The 14,767-nt window shown below is 47.4% G+C and carries 15 protein-coding genes; 6 read left to right on the plus strand and 9 right to left on the minus strand.

The window, feature by feature from the left end; all coding sequences use genetic code 11:
- Positions 1-248: 248 nt before the first annotated feature.
- On the minus strand, positions 249-1,154 hold the full coding sequence (locus tag PAECUDRAFT_RS10395; protein WP_006038057.1) for an alpha/beta fold hydrolase: 906 nt from the start codon (positions 1,152-1,154) through the stop codon (positions 249-251).
- A 160-nt stretch (positions 1,155-1,314) separates the two neighbouring features.
- Between PAECUDRAFT_RS10395 and PAECUDRAFT_RS10400 the strand changes: the two genes are divergently transcribed.
- On the plus strand, positions 1,315-1,719 hold the full coding sequence (locus tag PAECUDRAFT_RS10400; RefSeq protein ID WP_006038058.1) for a tellurite resistance TerB family protein: 405 nt from the start codon (positions 1,315-1,317) through the stop codon (positions 1,717-1,719).
- Between the two features lie 92 nt (positions 1,720-1,811).
- On the opposite strand, the gene PAECUDRAFT_RS10405 is transcribed toward PAECUDRAFT_RS10400, so the two are convergent.
- Complete coding sequence (locus PAECUDRAFT_RS10405) at positions 1,812-2,141, minus strand: winged helix-turn-helix transcriptional regulator (protein ID WP_006038059.1); 330 nt, start codon at positions 2,139-2,141, stop codon at positions 1,812-1,814.
- Positions 2,142-2,277: 136 nt separating this feature from the next.
- On the opposite strand from PAECUDRAFT_RS10405, the gene PAECUDRAFT_RS10410 reads away from it, so the two are divergent.
- Positions 2,278-2,934: an NADPH-dependent F420 reductase gene (locus PAECUDRAFT_RS10410; protein ID WP_006038060.1), complete on the plus strand. Its 657-nt coding sequence runs from the start codon at positions 2,278-2,280 to the stop codon at positions 2,932-2,934.
- 401 nt (positions 2,935-3,335) lie between these two features.
- Here the strand turns inward: PAECUDRAFT_RS10410 and PAECUDRAFT_RS10415 are convergent, their stop codons facing one another.
- Positions 3,336-3,830 carry a DUF6022 family protein gene (locus PAECUDRAFT_RS10415; protein WP_006038061.1) on the minus strand — a complete coding sequence of 165 codons (495 nt, stop codon included), beginning with the start codon at positions 3,828-3,830 and terminating at the stop codon, positions 3,336-3,338.
- 156 nt (positions 3,831-3,986) lie between these two features.
- Between PAECUDRAFT_RS10415 and PAECUDRAFT_RS10420 the strand changes: the two genes are divergently transcribed.
- Entirely contained in the window at positions 3,987-4,688 is a 702-nt protein-coding gene (locus tag PAECUDRAFT_RS10420; protein ID WP_006038062.1) for a MerR family DNA-binding transcriptional regulator, read from the plus strand.
- An 803-nt stretch (positions 4,689-5,491) separates the two neighbouring features.
- Here the strand turns inward: PAECUDRAFT_RS10420 and PAECUDRAFT_RS10430 are convergent.
- The 5 genes from PAECUDRAFT_RS10430 to PAECUDRAFT_RS10450 form a co-directional block, all read right to left on the minus strand.
- On the minus strand, positions 5,492-7,177 hold the full coding sequence (locus PAECUDRAFT_RS10430; RefSeq protein ID WP_006038064.1) for an ORC-CDC6 family AAA ATPase: 1,686 nt from the start codon (positions 7,175-7,177) through the stop codon (positions 5,492-5,494).
- Entirely contained in the window at positions 7,177-7,875 is a 699-nt protein-coding gene (locus PAECUDRAFT_RS10435) for a hypothetical protein (RefSeq protein WP_006038065.1), read from the minus strand. Before PAECUDRAFT_RS10435 ends, PAECUDRAFT_RS10430 begins: the two co-directional genes overlap by 1 nt.
- Before the next feature lie 240 nt (positions 7,876-8,115).
- Complete coding sequence (locus PAECUDRAFT_RS10440) at positions 8,116-8,952, minus strand: sulfurtransferase (RefSeq protein WP_006038066.1); 837 nt, start codon at positions 8,950-8,952, stop codon at positions 8,116-8,118.
- Between the two features lie 141 nt (positions 8,953-9,093).
- The gene (locus PAECUDRAFT_RS10445; protein ID WP_006038067.1) at positions 9,094-10,293 is read right to left on the minus strand and encodes an MFS transporter; all 1,200 of its coding nucleotides are present in this window, start codon (positions 10,291-10,293) and stop codon (positions 9,094-9,096) included.
- Positions 10,294-10,518: 225 nt separating this feature from the next.
- Positions 10,519-11,763, minus strand: coding sequence for an MFS transporter (locus PAECUDRAFT_RS10450; RefSeq protein WP_006038068.1), 1,245 nt, complete (start codon positions 11,761-11,763; stop codon positions 10,519-10,521).
- A gap of 143 nt (positions 11,764-11,906) precedes the next feature.
- Between PAECUDRAFT_RS10450 and PAECUDRAFT_RS10455 the strand changes: the two genes are divergently transcribed.
- On the plus strand, positions 11,907-12,422 hold the full coding sequence (locus tag PAECUDRAFT_RS10455) for a GNAT family N-acetyltransferase (protein ID WP_006038069.1): 516 nt from the start codon (positions 11,907-11,909) through the stop codon (positions 12,420-12,422).
- Positions 12,423-12,527: 105 nt separating this feature from the next.
- On the opposite strand, the gene PAECUDRAFT_RS10460 is transcribed toward PAECUDRAFT_RS10455, so the two are convergent.
- Positions 12,528-12,821 (minus strand): hypothetical protein, encoded by a 294-nt coding sequence (locus PAECUDRAFT_RS10460; RefSeq protein ID WP_040712247.1) that lies wholly within the window; start codon positions 12,819-12,821, stop codon positions 12,528-12,530.
- 319 nt (positions 12,822-13,140) lie between these two features.
- Here PAECUDRAFT_RS10460 and motA point away from each other — a divergent pair, with 319 nt between their 5' ends.
- Together motA and PAECUDRAFT_RS10470 are read left to right on the plus strand one after the other, a co-directional pair.
- Entirely contained in the window at positions 13,141-13,944 is an 804-nt protein-coding gene (gene motA, locus PAECUDRAFT_RS10465) for a flagellar motor stator protein MotA (RefSeq protein WP_006038071.1), read from the plus strand.
- The gene (locus PAECUDRAFT_RS10470; protein WP_006038072.1) at positions 13,928-14,764 is read left to right on the plus strand and encodes a flagellar motor protein MotB; all 837 of its coding nucleotides are present in this window, start codon (positions 13,928-13,930) and stop codon (positions 14,762-14,764) included. Before motA ends, PAECUDRAFT_RS10470 begins: the two co-directional genes overlap by 17 nt.
- Positions 14,765-14,767 lie beyond the last annotated feature (3 nt).

A 14,767-nucleotide genomic window follows, 5' to 3' on the forward strand; every position in this document is an offset into this window, starting at 1 on the left:
GAAGACCACATTGCAATTATTTATAATCGTATCGTTCTAGACGAAGTTCACTTGTTCCAACCGTTGCTCGATTATTGGCTCGTTATTGTAATTGTCAGCTTGGCGTTGTTTCCTTCATCCAGCAGTTCCATCAATCTAGGCCGACTTACAACCGGTTAGCGATAATGTACAGTTTCGTCTTGACGATCATGGTCCACAATATAGCAAATCCGCCATTAGCGTCCGTGGAAAGGAATGCACTCGAGCTGTCAGCTCTCGCAGTCATTCGTGGACCTATTCGTAGCTGCATCAGAGCCCATGCTTTTAAGAAAGGTAAACAGCCTCTCGTACATACCGTCGGCACCCGTTCCGAGCCAAATCAAATGGCCCCATGAATCCAACTCCCATAGCTGAGAATCGTTAATTTGTTGATGCGCATTTCGAGCGTGTTCCAACGGTACGGCCGCATCGTGAATGCTGTGCAGGATCAGGGTGGGACAATGAATGGAAACGAGTACAGACGTTAAATCATGACCCGTCTGCGCCAAGTCCATCAGAAATCCATGTCCCGATCTCTGTCGGTTTAACATTCTCCTAAATTGCCTACGATCATCGCTACTGATTTGCGGCAATACCTTCTCCTTCGGCAACTTGCTTAAAGAAGCAATCATAGTCTTGAACAAAAACGACGGAAATAACCTGTTCACGACTCGAATGACTCCCCACACATACCTTTCAATGGATGGTCGAAACATAATTTGTGAAAATTTATACAATTGGTCGTCGGGAGTCAACCAGCATTGGGCCACAGCCGATTGCAAAACCAGACTCTTCACCCGAGTTGGATATCTTGAGGCAAGATGAATACCGCTTGGGCCTCCAGCGGAAATCGCAATGACGTGCACCTGAGCAATGTGCAGCGCATCCAGCAGCTCAATATAGGCATCGCAAGCAGTCATAATTGTTCTGCCAAGTTCCTTGGACGTTCTGCCATAACCCGGTCTCGAAGGAGTAATGACAGCGTAACCGTGTGCTATGAGCTCGTTGTAACCAAGCTCTTCATCGCAGTTTGAATGGCCCCCGTGCAGGACTAGGACCGGCTCCCCCTCTCCTACGATGCTATACTCCACGCTGAAACCATCTTTATTGGTAGATTGGCGGTTGCGATTTTCCATTTGCCCCTCCTCCAAAAATGAATTTCGAAAAATCCTTGCCTCCGTTTACTTATGGTTTATAACGAAACCTGCCGATATTCGCAATTGCTACCTTCATTCACTAATTGTACAATTTGACTAAGAAAAATCGACAACTTTAACCGATAAGGGAGCTGGCAGCGTGTTTTTACACTTTTTGCAACAAAACGAGCATAAAAAAGCTTTCTTGGAGCTGGCGAATATCGTAGCGAACGCCGATGGCTTCGTTAACCTCAAAGAGAGAGGCGGGCTGCGCATGATTGCGGCGGAGCTGGGATTGCCTGCGGCTGCTGCGGCGACATCGCGCTCGCTTAGGGATATTCTCGGCTGTGTGCAGGATGAGCATGTGCAGCATATTTTCATAGTAGAAACTTTGCTGCTGTGCTATGCCGACGGCGATTACAATGACGACGAGAAAGAGCTCATTATGGAGATGAAACGACTGTTTGGCATCTCTGAAGAGAAATACGAGGCAATTAAGGACTGGGTTATTCGTGTGGATAAGCTGAAGACCGAGGGCGTTAAGTTGATTTTGAACATGCCTTAGTTTTGGAAGTTGAATAATAATTGAGGGTCGGGGGTTCACGTAGATTGAGCTTACCCGGCCCTTATTGCTGCCCGAATTATTAATGGGACAAATCAGAGAGATTTCACTCCCCAATTGATTCCCCATTCACGCATCCGTACAAGCACCTCGCTATACGCCATTCCACTCTCAGTTAGTGAATATTCGACCGTTACCGGTACGGTTGGAAACACTTTGCGAGCAATGATGCCGCGTTGCTCTAAATGACGAAGCGTGTCAGTAAGCGACTTGATGCTAATGCCGGCTAAACTACGATGAAGTTGATTGAACCGTTGCGCCCCTTGGCATAGCTGAGAAATCACGGAATACGACCACTTACCACTAATAACTTCAATTGCTGCTACAATTGCTGAGTAGCAAGGCTGCTCACTAAGCTCATTCATGACAATCCCTCCTTACAAAACGTAAGTTGAACTAGAAAAGTAGCGTATGGCAAAAAAATTTGCGTTCTTTTCGAGAGAACAGTATCTGACTTATGCTGTTTCCAAGGGTTTCACAAACTACCCTAGGAGGCGAAGAATGCAAATGAAGATTGGAATTATTGGGGCCGGCAACGCCGGCAAAACGTTAGGATCTGCATTGGCTAGTCAGGGCTATTCCATTATGCTTGGATCCCGGCGACCAGAGAAGCTTACGGATTGGGTTCAAGTAGAGCAAGCGGACAAAAAAACAATTTTCCTTGGAACACTTAGTGAGGCAGCTGCTTTTGGCGATTTTCTCATTCACGCGGTAACTGGCCGTGAGGCGATTGAGGCGCTCAAGCAGGCTGGAGAAGAAAATCTGCACGGAAAAATCCTCTTGGATGTGTCACTGCCAATTGATTTCAGCGAAGGTCGAATGCGGCTGTTTACGTCAACAGGAGAATCGTTAGGGGAACGCATTCAATCAACATTTCCTGACGCTAAAGTGGTCAAAGCAATGAATCATATTGCCGCCGGAGTGATGGTGAATCCCAATAGGATAGCTGGTGGGGATCATGATCTATTTATGTGCGGAAACGATGGCACTGCCAAACAAGCAGTTTCTGCCCTGCTTAAACAGGCGTTCGGTTGGAAACAAATACACGACATTGGTGATATATCGGCTGCGCAAGCAACAGAAGGGCTCGCCTTACTAGCCTCTCGTGTCGCTTCTGTCCTTGGACACGGAATGATGAACTTCAAGGTCTCGCATTAAAACTTTCCTTGACTATATAATAGTTGACTCCGTCCCGAAAATACAGAGCAGGGTAAAGGCGTTCAGCCTTGCCCTGCTCTGTATTTTCTTAGTGGATGCAAACATTGGCCTCACTTGTGGTCACTTTGGCGTATACACTCAGTTCTACCTGCCATCATGACTATTGATGCTGTTACTTCTGCTGCCCCCCCAGAATAGAGCCTTCGAGTTAAAAAACATCATAGGGCGTATAGACGACCTAGTGATGTTTTTTCGAGAAAGTCTGCTTTCAGCATTACTTAACTGTAATCCTCAATTATCGATATTTTGCCTTCTTGAATCGCAAATACAGACTTCCCTTGAAGCTGAATCTTATATATTGTTCAATGAGGTCTTAGCTGTTCTCACTTATATTCATAAGCTTAGCCGGATTCCTTCATGCTTCTGAGACCCAGCACGATTCGCTCCTTGACCGTCTCCTGCAGTGCGTAAATCACCGGTGCCGAAGGGATGTCGAATTTCAGATGGGAGTGGGGAATTTCCGTGAGCAGGGTGCCGATCGGGTTGCCTTGCTTGTTATGGATGACGTTCCAGAATATTCTCGACCGGTTGTCTTCCGCACCCCATTTTTCAAGAGAGTTTCGGAAAATCAAGCGCTTGGCGATCACAAAATCATTCTCTTCGAGCTTCTCCATCGTGCTGAAGCCGGCATCCTCCAGCTGTTCGAATATAATCGGCATAAGCCGATCTAAATAAAGGCCATAGGCCGCATCTTCAATCTCAGCGAAAGCAGCCGTCAATTGTTCATGCATGGATTCGTACAGGGACCTCCACTCCGACTCGATGTAACGATTGGCCACCTCACTAATCTCTTCGATCACCATGTCTTGTCGGAAAACCGGGAATCCTTTCTCCATTAACAAACGCCTCCTTAACTTTATTTAAATTCATTGTACAACTTGCAAGCCAATTGGAAGGTTAAGTGAAGATTTAAAAGGAATATCAGTTATTTATACAGAAAAGCTTATAATTGAGTTCAACCTTTATCTATTGTCATGAGGAGCGATAACGAGTTGACGAACCCCAAAAAAATGGCTGCTAAATTCAGAATTAGCGCCAGTACGATAAGAAATTACGAAGCTAAAGGTCTAATACCTCCCGTTGAACGGTCAGCAAATGGCTACCGTATTTATACGGACCAGCACGCAGCCTATCTATCGTGTATCCAGGCCATGGCCCCGGCATTCGGAATGGAGGTAACAACTGAGGTGCTGCGTTGTGTCCAACAGGACAAGCCGCAAGTTGCAATGTGGATCATCAGGGAAAAGGAAGTCGCTTTGTACGAGAAAAAAGTGACGTTAGAGAGGTTAATCCAGGATATCCGGATATACGCGAGCGGAAGTGCGTCTCCGCATGCCGAGGGGCCATTCACCATCAACGAAGCATCCACATTGACGCAGGTTCCCAAGTCGGCGATTCGCTACTGGGAGCAAGCAGGATATGTAACGGCAGATCGCGATCCTGACAATCGATATCGTCAATATAACGGAGCCCATTTGCTTAAGATCCGGTTGATTCAAGCGCTGCAAAGCTCTGTGTATTCAGAGGATACCGTAGGTTTTAAACAAGCTATTGCTGCTGTTGACCATACGGATCTTCAGGGGGTTTTGAGGGTGGCTCAGAATGTTAGGGGTTATTTGGATAAGATTATTGAGGCTCAGATGGGTGGGGTGGGGTGTTTTTATCAATTGATTCGGTTTACAGAAGCCACTTGAGTTTGGTGCAGCTCCTTATGAGATATGCAGTTTTTACTAGGTGCTCCACATCTCCTTTACTTACAGATAGTAGTCGGCAAGCCAGTACTCAGCTTCTCCGGCTTTCCAAGCAACTCACCTTGGTTGCCTATCCGATCTTCGGGGAGCAAAGGTATCGAAAGTAACTGTGAGTGCCACTTTGAATATTTGAGCATATTGCGTCACGTCTGAATTCTCAAAAGAATAAAATCGACTTCTAACGTCCACACCCTCTCTCCATTTAAAGGAGAAACCAATATCCGCAGTATTTCCAAGATAGTCAGCATCAATCGCTCCATCAACATTGAATTTTAAGATTTCGATGGGTTCCACACCCAGAGCAAGCAAAAAACCTGTTGTCTCACCGCGAAAATAAATCCATTTGGACGCGGTGGGGACCAGCCGGGGTGCCCAGCCGTTATTTATTTGCACCGGGGAACCGTTGGTATATCAGCAGTCTCTCTAACAACAGAATTTTAATGTATTTATTTTCCCGTATTCAGATGCTGCATGAGTTGTTAAAGGGGCAAGTGATGTGATGCTGTAGTAGTGCGAATCTAGGTACAAAGCAAAAAGTACATCGTCTCTTGAATGATGTACTCCAAGCCTGATAATGATATGCCTTCAGCGCTTACTCTTCTCCTGTCACAATCGGATTCTCCTCATGAGAAATCCAATCGCTCCAGTTAAAGATAAAACAACTTATAGTACGGTTTCGTACGGTTTCCCTTAACTATTTTAACACCAAAACAAATATGAATAATTAAGTCCAACCTTCCTATAGGTTATCCTGAAATATATTCAATTGTTGCATTAAAAGCAGTATTAAATATTTTTCTAGACTTGACCGGACCAATTAAATATGCCCTTTGAAGATCCTTCTCTTCTGCATTCAGGACATCTTCAAGAGTATTAAATCCAGCATCTTTAAGTGTCTGACACTGGAAATTTGTAATATCCAAATTATCTATAGATGCACTCAAAAGACTTTTTAATACAGCTGCCGAGTCAAACTCAGTACTAATATCTCTTAAAGACTCAGTATTCTCATATGCAGGAGAATTAATCCCGTATTCCGTATATAACTTCACTGATAGTCCGGTTATTATTTCTTTATATCTATTTATTGGTGTACTTTTTGATTCGGATGCTAACACAACGCCAAAGTTAATTTGGTATCTATCATAAACCTCGGTTCGCACTTTTGTACCTTCCGTATGCAATGATACTATTCCGGAGTACTGAAGAATTCTAACCGCTTGTTTTATAACTTCCGGCGCGTCCCTATGGATTGCAAAATAAATGGTTTGTTGATTTTTTTCTTCTACGACTCTCTTATCATTCTTAATTAAAGTCTCTGCAAGTACTTTGTTCTCAACAAACCATCTACCCCAATCAATTAGTTTTTTGTGTCCGTTATATGTTTCTCCAAGCTTTGTATGCTCATTCCAAATATTAGTCCTATAAAAATTTTTAATTGTAGAATTAACCGTATTAGTTTTAAGACTTTTTAAGTCCTCACTTGCAATAAAGAGACTTTTCAACAATAATCTTGGATTTCCAGAAGCTGCATAGATCAACGAATTAAAATTCTCTCCACTTTGCTCAAATATTTTATATACTTTATGATCCACCTGGTTTTTTACAATTTCCCTCATTTTAACGAGGTAATCTTCACTTGTAATATCCCTTTCTACTTTTTGAACGATTGCATCATGAAAAGATTGAAAGGTTCCATATGATGTTATTCCAGGATAAACTGCTGCCTTGCAACTGATATACGGACATCTTAAATCCCTAAACATTGTAAAAAACTCTCGTTGTTGAAGAGGAATTAAATTATGACACGCCTCATCAAAAAGTAATACAATTCGGTTAATTTCACAGGCCTCACAAATATCTTCTACAAGCGCTTTAAAGTAATCTGTTTCTTTTAGAACCCCCACTCTACTAGGGTCCACACCAAATAAAGTTCCAATTTGGTCAAATTCACCTTTTGATTTACTATGCCAAGAGTTCTCTAGTATATATATAAATTCATCAAGTTTTTTTATTATCTCATCTTTGTCCTCAATAAAATTAAAGTATTTACCTATTATCCCTGAATTAGTTAATGCAACTCCCTTTTTTTCTAATTTTCTTTTTAATGCAAATAATATCTTTGAAAACATCCAGTTTCTAAAATGGGTTATTTCATTAGTGGCATCTACAAAAATTGCTTTGCTAAAGCTTACAAACACTGCGAGCTCTCTCTTAGAATTAAAATCATCATCTAACTCTTTTTCAGCAACTCTTAAAAGCATTGTTTTACCCGTTCCACGACTGCCTTCTAGCAACACAGGTGATTTTCCTTTGAGATAATTAAGATTATCCCTGTCCATCTTGGTTTCAACAAAGATGTTTGTTAGATCTTTTGGTTTTATATCTTCAGTTCGAAATATAAACTCTTCGTCATAATTATAATTAGACATTAGTTCAATATACCTCCAAGATGATAATCAACAAGCATTTCCTTTAAACTTAATTTTTTATCCTCACTAAAGTTATTTGCAACATCTTGAAATCTTATAACTAATATAATATTCACTAATTTAGCGACCTGCATAAACACACTTGACCAGGCAACAAATTTATCTTGTTGATGTAATATCTTTTCCCCTTCCGTGGTATGCATATATTGAAATTTACCGTGTACATATTCAGAACACATTCTATATGTATCTTTAACATTTTCAATAAACTCTTGTACATCATAATCTCTTAAAAATAGGGATAAATATTTCCTTGACAGCACACCAGTGTTCTCATCCTTAAGTGTCGACCACTTTATATCGTAGTCATTCACCTTCCATAATAAATACTCATAATTACTATCAACAAAATAAATGAAACTTAGACCAAGCTCTAAGGCACTTCGTAGACATATATACGCATTTCTATACATTCCCTGAGCAGATATATATAAAGATGAAAGCATATCATAGCATACTTCTTTTAAGACAACATTTTGATCTAGATTATTTAAACCCATTTCCCAATGATTAAGCATTTCTAATGCTAACATCATTTCTGAAAATATTGCAGAGTTCTCATTGAATGCAACTATTGCATTTTCAGATAATTCCCCAGACGATTGAATCATAAAATCTCGAATATTTATTTGCATCATTAAGTTCTCCTATATGGAAAATGTCACTATTACTATACTATCATTTCCTTTTAGGCCCTACAATTACTAATAACATTTACATCATTGACAAAAATCCGTGAGGTTGATTTTCAATCAACATGCTAATAAAAGAAGCCAATTGTAAATCCGCATTGGCTTCTTGGTATAAAAATACATCGTCCAATGCTAGCACCTTCATGACGATGTATTCAAACTTTACATTTTTTGAACCCTTATCTCTTACTCGTCCTTCACCGCAATCGGATTCTCCCCATAACTAATCCAATCGCTCCAGCTCCCCGCATACAACCGCACCTTCTCAAAGCCCGCTTCCTGCAGCGCCAGCACGTTCGGGCAAGCCGTCACGCCTGACCCACAATACACGATCGTCTGCTTCGCACGATCCAACCCTTCAAATCTTGCCGCCTGCTCCTCCACACTCTTCCACTTACCGTCCGCGCCGCGGCCTTCGGCCCAGAAGCGGTTTATCGCGCCGGGGATGTGGCCTGCCACGCGGTCGATGGGCTCAACCTCGCCGCGATAACGAGGCGCTTCGCGGGAATCGATCAGCGTGATGCTCTCATTGCCGAGGTTCTCGCGCACTTCGTCGACTTCAACGAGCATGCTGTGCTGAACGGTCGCGTAGAAAGGCGATTGAATGCTCACCGAAGGCTCGTTCGATACCGGATAGCCTGCCTTTTCCCATGCTGCGAAGCCTTCGTCTAAAACGTATACTTCCTCGTGTCCGAGGTATTTCAACAGCCACCACAAGCGCGATGCCATCGCTCCGCCTTGGTCATCATACGCGACAACACGCGTTGTATTGCTGATGCCGACACGGCCCAAAGTTCCCGTCAGCTGTGCGATGTCCGGCAGCGGATGGCGTCCGCCATTCTCTTCGATCGGCGAGGATAGATCCTTTTCCAGATCTAGATAAACAGCCCCTGCAATATGCGATGCTTCATAGGCTTCGCGGCCTGCATCCGGCTTGCCCAGCTGGAATCGGCAGTCGACGATAACGACATCAGAATCTTCCTTATGATCAAGCAGCCATTGCAGCGATACGATATTTTTCATAACATTCATCCGCCTCTCTAAACTTGTCCTTATAGCAGAATTATACAACATTCCAGGGGCAGAGATGCAAAAAAGGACCGCCAGACAATAAAGTCTGACCGTCCTTCCATTCTGCATGATCCCTGCATCTGAGCGCTGCTATCACGCAGACGTCGCATCCGCCAGCTTGCGCGTCTTACGCGAAGCGATTATTGCCCAGGCAATGACGGCCAACATTGCAACAGCGAAAACAACGAATAGCCATCGCATGTCCTCAACGCCATTGCGGTCAATGAACCAGCCCGTCAGCTTCGGCATGAACGCCCCGCCGACGCCGCCGAACATCATCAGGAAGCTGATCGTTTTCTCATTCGAGCCCGGCAGAGCCCGGCTGGAGAAGACAATTGCAATCGAATACATTCCCGACATGACAAGTCCCATACCGAATGCGAGAGCAAACATACCTCCGGTGCTTTCGGTAATGCCAAGGATCAGGAACAGCACTGCGGATGCCGAGCACGTAACCAACATATATGGCGCGCCGCCCCAACGATCGGCGATGTGTCCGGACACAAGCCGACCAAGCACCATCGCGCCCCAATACACGCTAAGCGACAGCGATGCCGACGCATCGCTCAGCCCGTTGTTAACGAGCAGCGATGGGAAGTAGTGTACGAGACTGATTTCGAACCCGACATACACAGCGATGAAAAGTCCGCAGGCGAGCATGATAATATTTCGGCGCGACCGGCTGATGCTGGCTTGTGCCTGCGCGCTCTTGAGCTCAGCTTCCTTCGCCTCTTCCTTGGATTGGTCGAGCTCACGCGGCCAGAATACCAGCCATAGGATAAGGGTAACGATGGCAAGCACGCTTACGACAGCAAATCCCGTCATCCAGTTGCCGCTGGATATGAGCGGAGCGCCTGCGAACGGCATGAGCAGCGCGCCTACGCCGAACGAAACCTCGACTCTGCTCATCGCCACGTTGGCGTTATTGCCTGCAGTCAGAATAATGAATGAAGCCACGACCGCCTCGGTCGTACCGAAGCCGAAGCCCGCGATCGGCCCCGTAATGAGCATCATCAGCCACGGCGGCTGGAACGCATAAATACTTTCGGCTAACACCATGCAGGCGAGCGCCGTTAACAGCAGCTTCTTTTTGCCCAGCAGTCTCATTAGCCACGGCGCGAGCAGTACCCCTGCCACGCCTCCGAGAAACTGGTTCATGACGAGCTGCCCGCCATCCCCATACTGTACGCCATATGCATGAACCATCGGCTCCATGACGGTTCCGACGACGAGTTGTCCAAGCCCGACGACCAAAAATGCAATACAACCCAAGATGACTAGTCTGGTCATCATCTTAACCCCTTCCGCTTGTCTGTGCCTAGAATAGTTAACAACCACCCTATCCTAACACACTTCTCTTACGCTAGGGTCGGATGCAGCAACATCACCAACGAAGGAGTAGTATACGCCAAAATCGCACAATTCATCGGCTCCTCTCCACCCAACGCTTGGCATTTGAGCCACAAAAAAATAACCGGCAGCTCCCGTGCCCGAGAGTTACCGGTCTTCTATAGATCCTTAGCTCGCCTTCAAACCTTTTCCAGCCATCGCCATCAGCAGGAATACGACAACCATGAACGCCGCCATGCCAGCGATCGACCACATCGTCGCCGTCGTGCCGTAGCTGTCCATCAGCCATCCCGAAATCCGAGGGAATACGGCGCCGCCGATCCCGCCTGCTGCCACCATAAGGCTTGTCGTCCGCTCCGTCATTCCCGCCGTTGTGCGGCTGTTCACGTACACAAGCCCGACGGCGAACATGCCCGACATCGCCAGCCCCGCTGCGCAAGTCCAGATGACCAGCCAACTGAATGGCATCGTCAGCGCCGACACGATCAATACGACGACCGTGCTCGCAGCGGCAAGGATCAGATACACCGGAAAGCCGATTCGATCCGCGATTCGCCCGACGAACAGCCGTCCAATGACCATGAACAGCCAGAAGACGCTTAGGATCGAGGCGGCGCTTGTCTCTTCAGCCCCCGTACGCTGCATGAGGAAGGACGGCAAATAATTGGAGAAGCTCATCTCCATCCCTACATACGCTAGGAAGAACAGCATGCCGAACAACAAGAACGGGTACACGCTACGGTCATATTTACGTTTCTCCCCATGTGTGCGTACCGGCTTATCCGACTTCGAGCCCGCATGCGAAGGCGCTCCGCTTCCCTGCTCTGCCGCTGCTTCCATACGCGATGGCCAGCCAATCTGGTCATCCGCCTTGCCGAACGAGAGCGTCAGCCACAGCAGCATCGTAATGCCTGCGATTGCCGTCAGAATCGGGAACGTCACTTGCCACACGCCCATATGGATCAAATAAGCCGCGCCAATCGGCATAATAAGGGCGCCTACGCCGAAAAATACTTCGAGCATCGCCATATTCGAAGCTTTCTTATTTTCCTCGCTCAGCTCGATGATCGTTGCTCCGACGATAGCTTCCGCAGCACCGAAGCCGATTCCCGCCAGCGGCGCGACGATCAGCATCAGGCTCCATGGGAGAAGCATGCTATAAGCAGCCTCCGCCACGGTTAAGCAGCCAAAAGCAATGACCAGCGTGCTGCGCTTGCCGATCCGAGAAGTCAACAGCGGCGCTGCTAATACACCGATCATATAACCGACGAATTGGTCTGTAATCCACAAACTTCCCATTTTATAATCAAGCCCGTAGTGGGCAATTACCGGCTCCAGCACGGCCCCAGTCAGAACCATCGCCAACCCGATCAACAGGTAGGACAAACAGCCGATGGCAATCAGTTTACGCATAAGGACTCCTTATTCATTGCTCGCTTGTTGAAGCATACTATCTTCCCATCATATCATGACGCTTATGGCTTTGTTATAATGGGTGCGAATGTTTCGTGACAATTTCCAATCTCCCAGTGCTGGGAAAAGACAGGAGCATCATCATGGGACACGATCCGACAAAATCCGAGATTCCCGCCGCTTGGCAGTTCCATATCATGAGCCGAGAGCAAGCGCAGGAGCTTTGCCGCTGGCGTTATGAAGCGCCGTTCGACTTGTATGGCTGGTCCGATTGGGACCGCATGTTGGCCGAAAGCATGGAGTTCGGCGACGATGCGATTCGCGTCAGCCAGTACGTCGCTGCCGTAGACGAGCATGGCCGCATGATCGGCTTCGCGCAATTTTTCCCGCTGCTCGGCGTCACTCGGCTCGGCCTCGGACTGCGTCCCGACCTATGCGGCTTCGGGCTCGGTCCTGCCTTCGCTCGCTCCGCAGCAGAAGAGGCGCGCAAGCGCGCGCCCCACGATGAGATCGACCTCGAAGTGCTTGCCTGGAACACGCGCGCGATTCGGGCCTACGCCAAGGCAGGCTTCACAGTAACCGACACCTATGACCGCCAGACGCCGACTGGTCCTGCCGAATTTCATTGTATGGTATACGAAACGGATGGATCAGACTAACGGCTATGCCAAGCTGCCTAGCCGATTCCCGTTTTCCATCTGATCTGTTCCGATTCAATCTAATCCGATCTGTTCCGCATGCAGCGTCCCAACTGCTGCACGGAACTAGATCAGGCGCACAACCTGCGTTACATTGTCGCCCTGCACGACCTCGATGACATGATGCTTCGCCGCATAAACGACGGCCCCGTCTCCTACGCGAATATCCGTCTGCTGGCCGAGCCCGTAGAATACGTCGTCAGCCAGCGCCTCCATCACCTCGGCACGCTCCTCTTCGCCGAGCTCCTCCCACTCTTCCTTCGTCATCTCAAAGAAAGTGAAGCTGTTCGGAATTGCGCTTACCGCTTCCGTCAAATCCCGCAATATATCAACATATTCACGTGCGTGCTTAACGCCCATAAGTGATCCGTCCTTTCGCATCGCCTGATGCCTGCTTGTATCCCATGATGCACCGCATTTCTCTTCCATCCAATCACCGCGCATGCCGCTGGGGTCCCTCCATTTTACACCAAATCATGCCCGCTTTCACCGCTGGCAAGCCATATTGCCTCGAATCTCAACAAAAGATGATACTTTTCGACGCTATCCCGACAAAAAGGGCTAAAATCTCTAATTTCTGCCCCCTCTTTTGACGATATAAATAGAAATGGAGCGCCTGGCGCATCACAGGAAACTAGGGAAAGCTTCGATACTTTCTACTATCTGGACGGGGTGTATTATGGAGAAATCAACTGGAATCGGTATTGGACTTGGGCTAGTCGCCATCGTAGTCGGTATGTATCTCAAGGGAGCGCCGATTGTCAACCTGGTGAATAACCCGGCAGCTTACATCATTATTCTAGTCGGCACGGCTGCATCATTATTCGTCGGCTTCCCATTGGTGGAAATCAAGAAGTTCCCGACATTGATCAAAATCATCTTCTCAAATCAAAATTTACCCGCTCGCCAAGACCTGATTCGCTTATTCATGGAATGGGCAACGATCACGCGTCGTGAAGGCCTGCTCGCGCTCGAAGCAAAAGTGGATGAAATCGAAGATGCGTTCCTTCGCAACGGTATGCGCATGATTATCGATGGTAACGATCAGGACTTCGTCCGCGACGTTCTGCTTGAAGATATCTCGGCAACAGAAGATCGTCACAAGTCGGGGGCACTAATCTTCTCCCAAGCCGGCATGTACGCCCCTACACTCGGGGTACTCGGCGCCGTCATCGGTCTGATCGCGGCTCTCGCCGACATGAGCGACATGGAGAAGCTGTCCCATGCTATCGCAGCTGCCTTCATTGCAACGCTGCTCGGTATCTTTACCGGTTACGTGCTCTGGCATCCGATCTCCAATAAGCTGAAACGCCTGTCCAAGCGCGAGACGGAAATCCGCCTCATGATGGTTGAAGGCTTGCTATCGATTCAAACGGGTGTATCGACGATCGCGATCAACCAAAAGCTGTCGGTATACTTGACGCCTACGGAGCGTGCTAACATGCTAGCGAAGGAGGAGGGGAACGTTGAGCAGAAGGCGTAAACATGAAGAGCATGAGGAACATGCTGACGAATCTTGGCTGATTCCTTACGCAGACTTAATGACCCTGTTGCTGGCCCTGTTCATCGTCTTATTCTCGATGAGCTCTGTGGACGCCAAAAGGTTCGATGAGATGAGCCGCGCATTCAATATGGCGCTGGATGGCGGCGTCGGCGTGCTCGACAACTTCCGCTCCGTCCAGACAGGCAAAGACCTGAATGACGAGAAAGAACGAGAAAAGTCGAAGCAAGAGCAGAAGCAGCAAACCGTCACGAAGACGCAACAACAGCAGCAGCAAGACGATCTTGAGAAGCTCCGTAAGAAAGAGCAAGAGGATCTCGAGAAGCTGAAGAAACAGCTGGATCAATATATTAAATCGATGGGCCTGACCACGCAGCTGGATACGAAGCTCAATCAGTCCCAGCTGCTCATCACGATCAGCGATAATGCGCTCTACGCGTCAGGCAGCTCGGCCGTTAAGCCGGAATCCCGCAAGCTGGGCCAAGCCATCGCGAAGATGCTCAAGCAATATCCGGGCTATGAGATTATTGTTGCCGGCCACACGGACAATCAACCGATCTCCAACAGCGATTTCCGCGACAACTGGGATCTAAGCTCCGATCGGGCACTTAACTTCATGCAGATTCTGCTCGCGAGCGCACAGCTCGATCCGAAGCTGATCAGTTCAACCGGTTATGGCGAGTTCCGCCCGCTAACCTCGAATGCTACTGAAGCAGGCCGCTCGAAAAACCGCCGTGTCGAAGTATCCCTCATGCGCAAATACATCGATCCGAGCAAAGCGGCAACCGCAGCTGCAAAATAACCG

The organism is Paenibacillus curdlanolyticus YK9, from assembly GCF_000179615.1.
In the GTDB taxonomy this organism is placed as follows: domain Bacteria; phylum Bacillota; class Bacilli; order Paenibacillales; family Paenibacillaceae; genus Paenibacillus_T; species Paenibacillus_T curdlanolyticus.

Bases quoted from the DNA above. Each gene is read 5' to 3' on its own strand.
- PAECUDRAFT_RS10395 (WP_006038057.1), bottom strand. From the start codon at position 1,154: ATGGAAAATCGCAACCGCCAATCTACCAATAAAGATGGTTTCAGCGTG.
- PAECUDRAFT_RS10405 (WP_006038059.1), bottom strand. From the start codon at position 2,141: ATGAATGAGCTTAGTGAGCAGCCTTGCTACTCAGCAATTGTAGCAGCA.
- PAECUDRAFT_RS10410 (WP_006038060.1), top strand. From the start codon at position 2,278: ATGCAAATGAAGATTGGAATTATTGGGGCCGGCAACGCCGGCAAAACG.
- PAECUDRAFT_RS10415 (WP_006038061.1), bottom strand. From the start codon at position 3,830: ATGGAGAAAGGATTCCCGGTTTTCCGACAAGACATGGTGATCGAAGAG.
- PAECUDRAFT_RS10430 (WP_006038064.1), bottom strand. From the start codon at position 7,177: ATGTCTAATTATAATTATGACGAAGAGTTTATATTTCGAACTGAAGAT.
- PAECUDRAFT_RS10435 (WP_006038065.1), bottom strand. From the start codon at position 7,875: ATGATGCAAATAAATATTCGAGATTTTATGATTCAATCGTCTGGGGAA.
- PAECUDRAFT_RS10440 (WP_006038066.1), bottom strand. From the start codon at position 8,952: ATGAAAAATATCGTATCGCTGCAATGGCTGCTTGATCATAAGGAAGAT.
- PAECUDRAFT_RS10445 (WP_006038067.1), bottom strand. From the start codon at position 10,293: ATGATGACCAGACTAGTCATCTTGGGTTGTATTGCATTTTTGGTCGTC.
- PAECUDRAFT_RS10450 (WP_006038068.1), bottom strand. From the start codon at position 11,763: ATGCGTAAACTGATTGCCATCGGCTGTTTGTCCTACCTGTTGATCGGG.
- PAECUDRAFT_RS10455 (WP_006038069.1), top strand. From the start codon at position 11,907: ATGGGACACGATCCGACAAAATCCGAGATTCCCGCCGCTTGGCAGTTC.
- PAECUDRAFT_RS10460 (WP_040712247.1), bottom strand. From the start codon at position 12,821: ATGGGCGTTAAGCACGCACGTGAATATGTTGATATATTGCGGGATTTG.
- motA (WP_006038071.1), top strand. From the start codon at position 13,141: ATGGAGAAATCAACTGGAATCGGTATTGGACTTGGGCTAGTCGCCATC.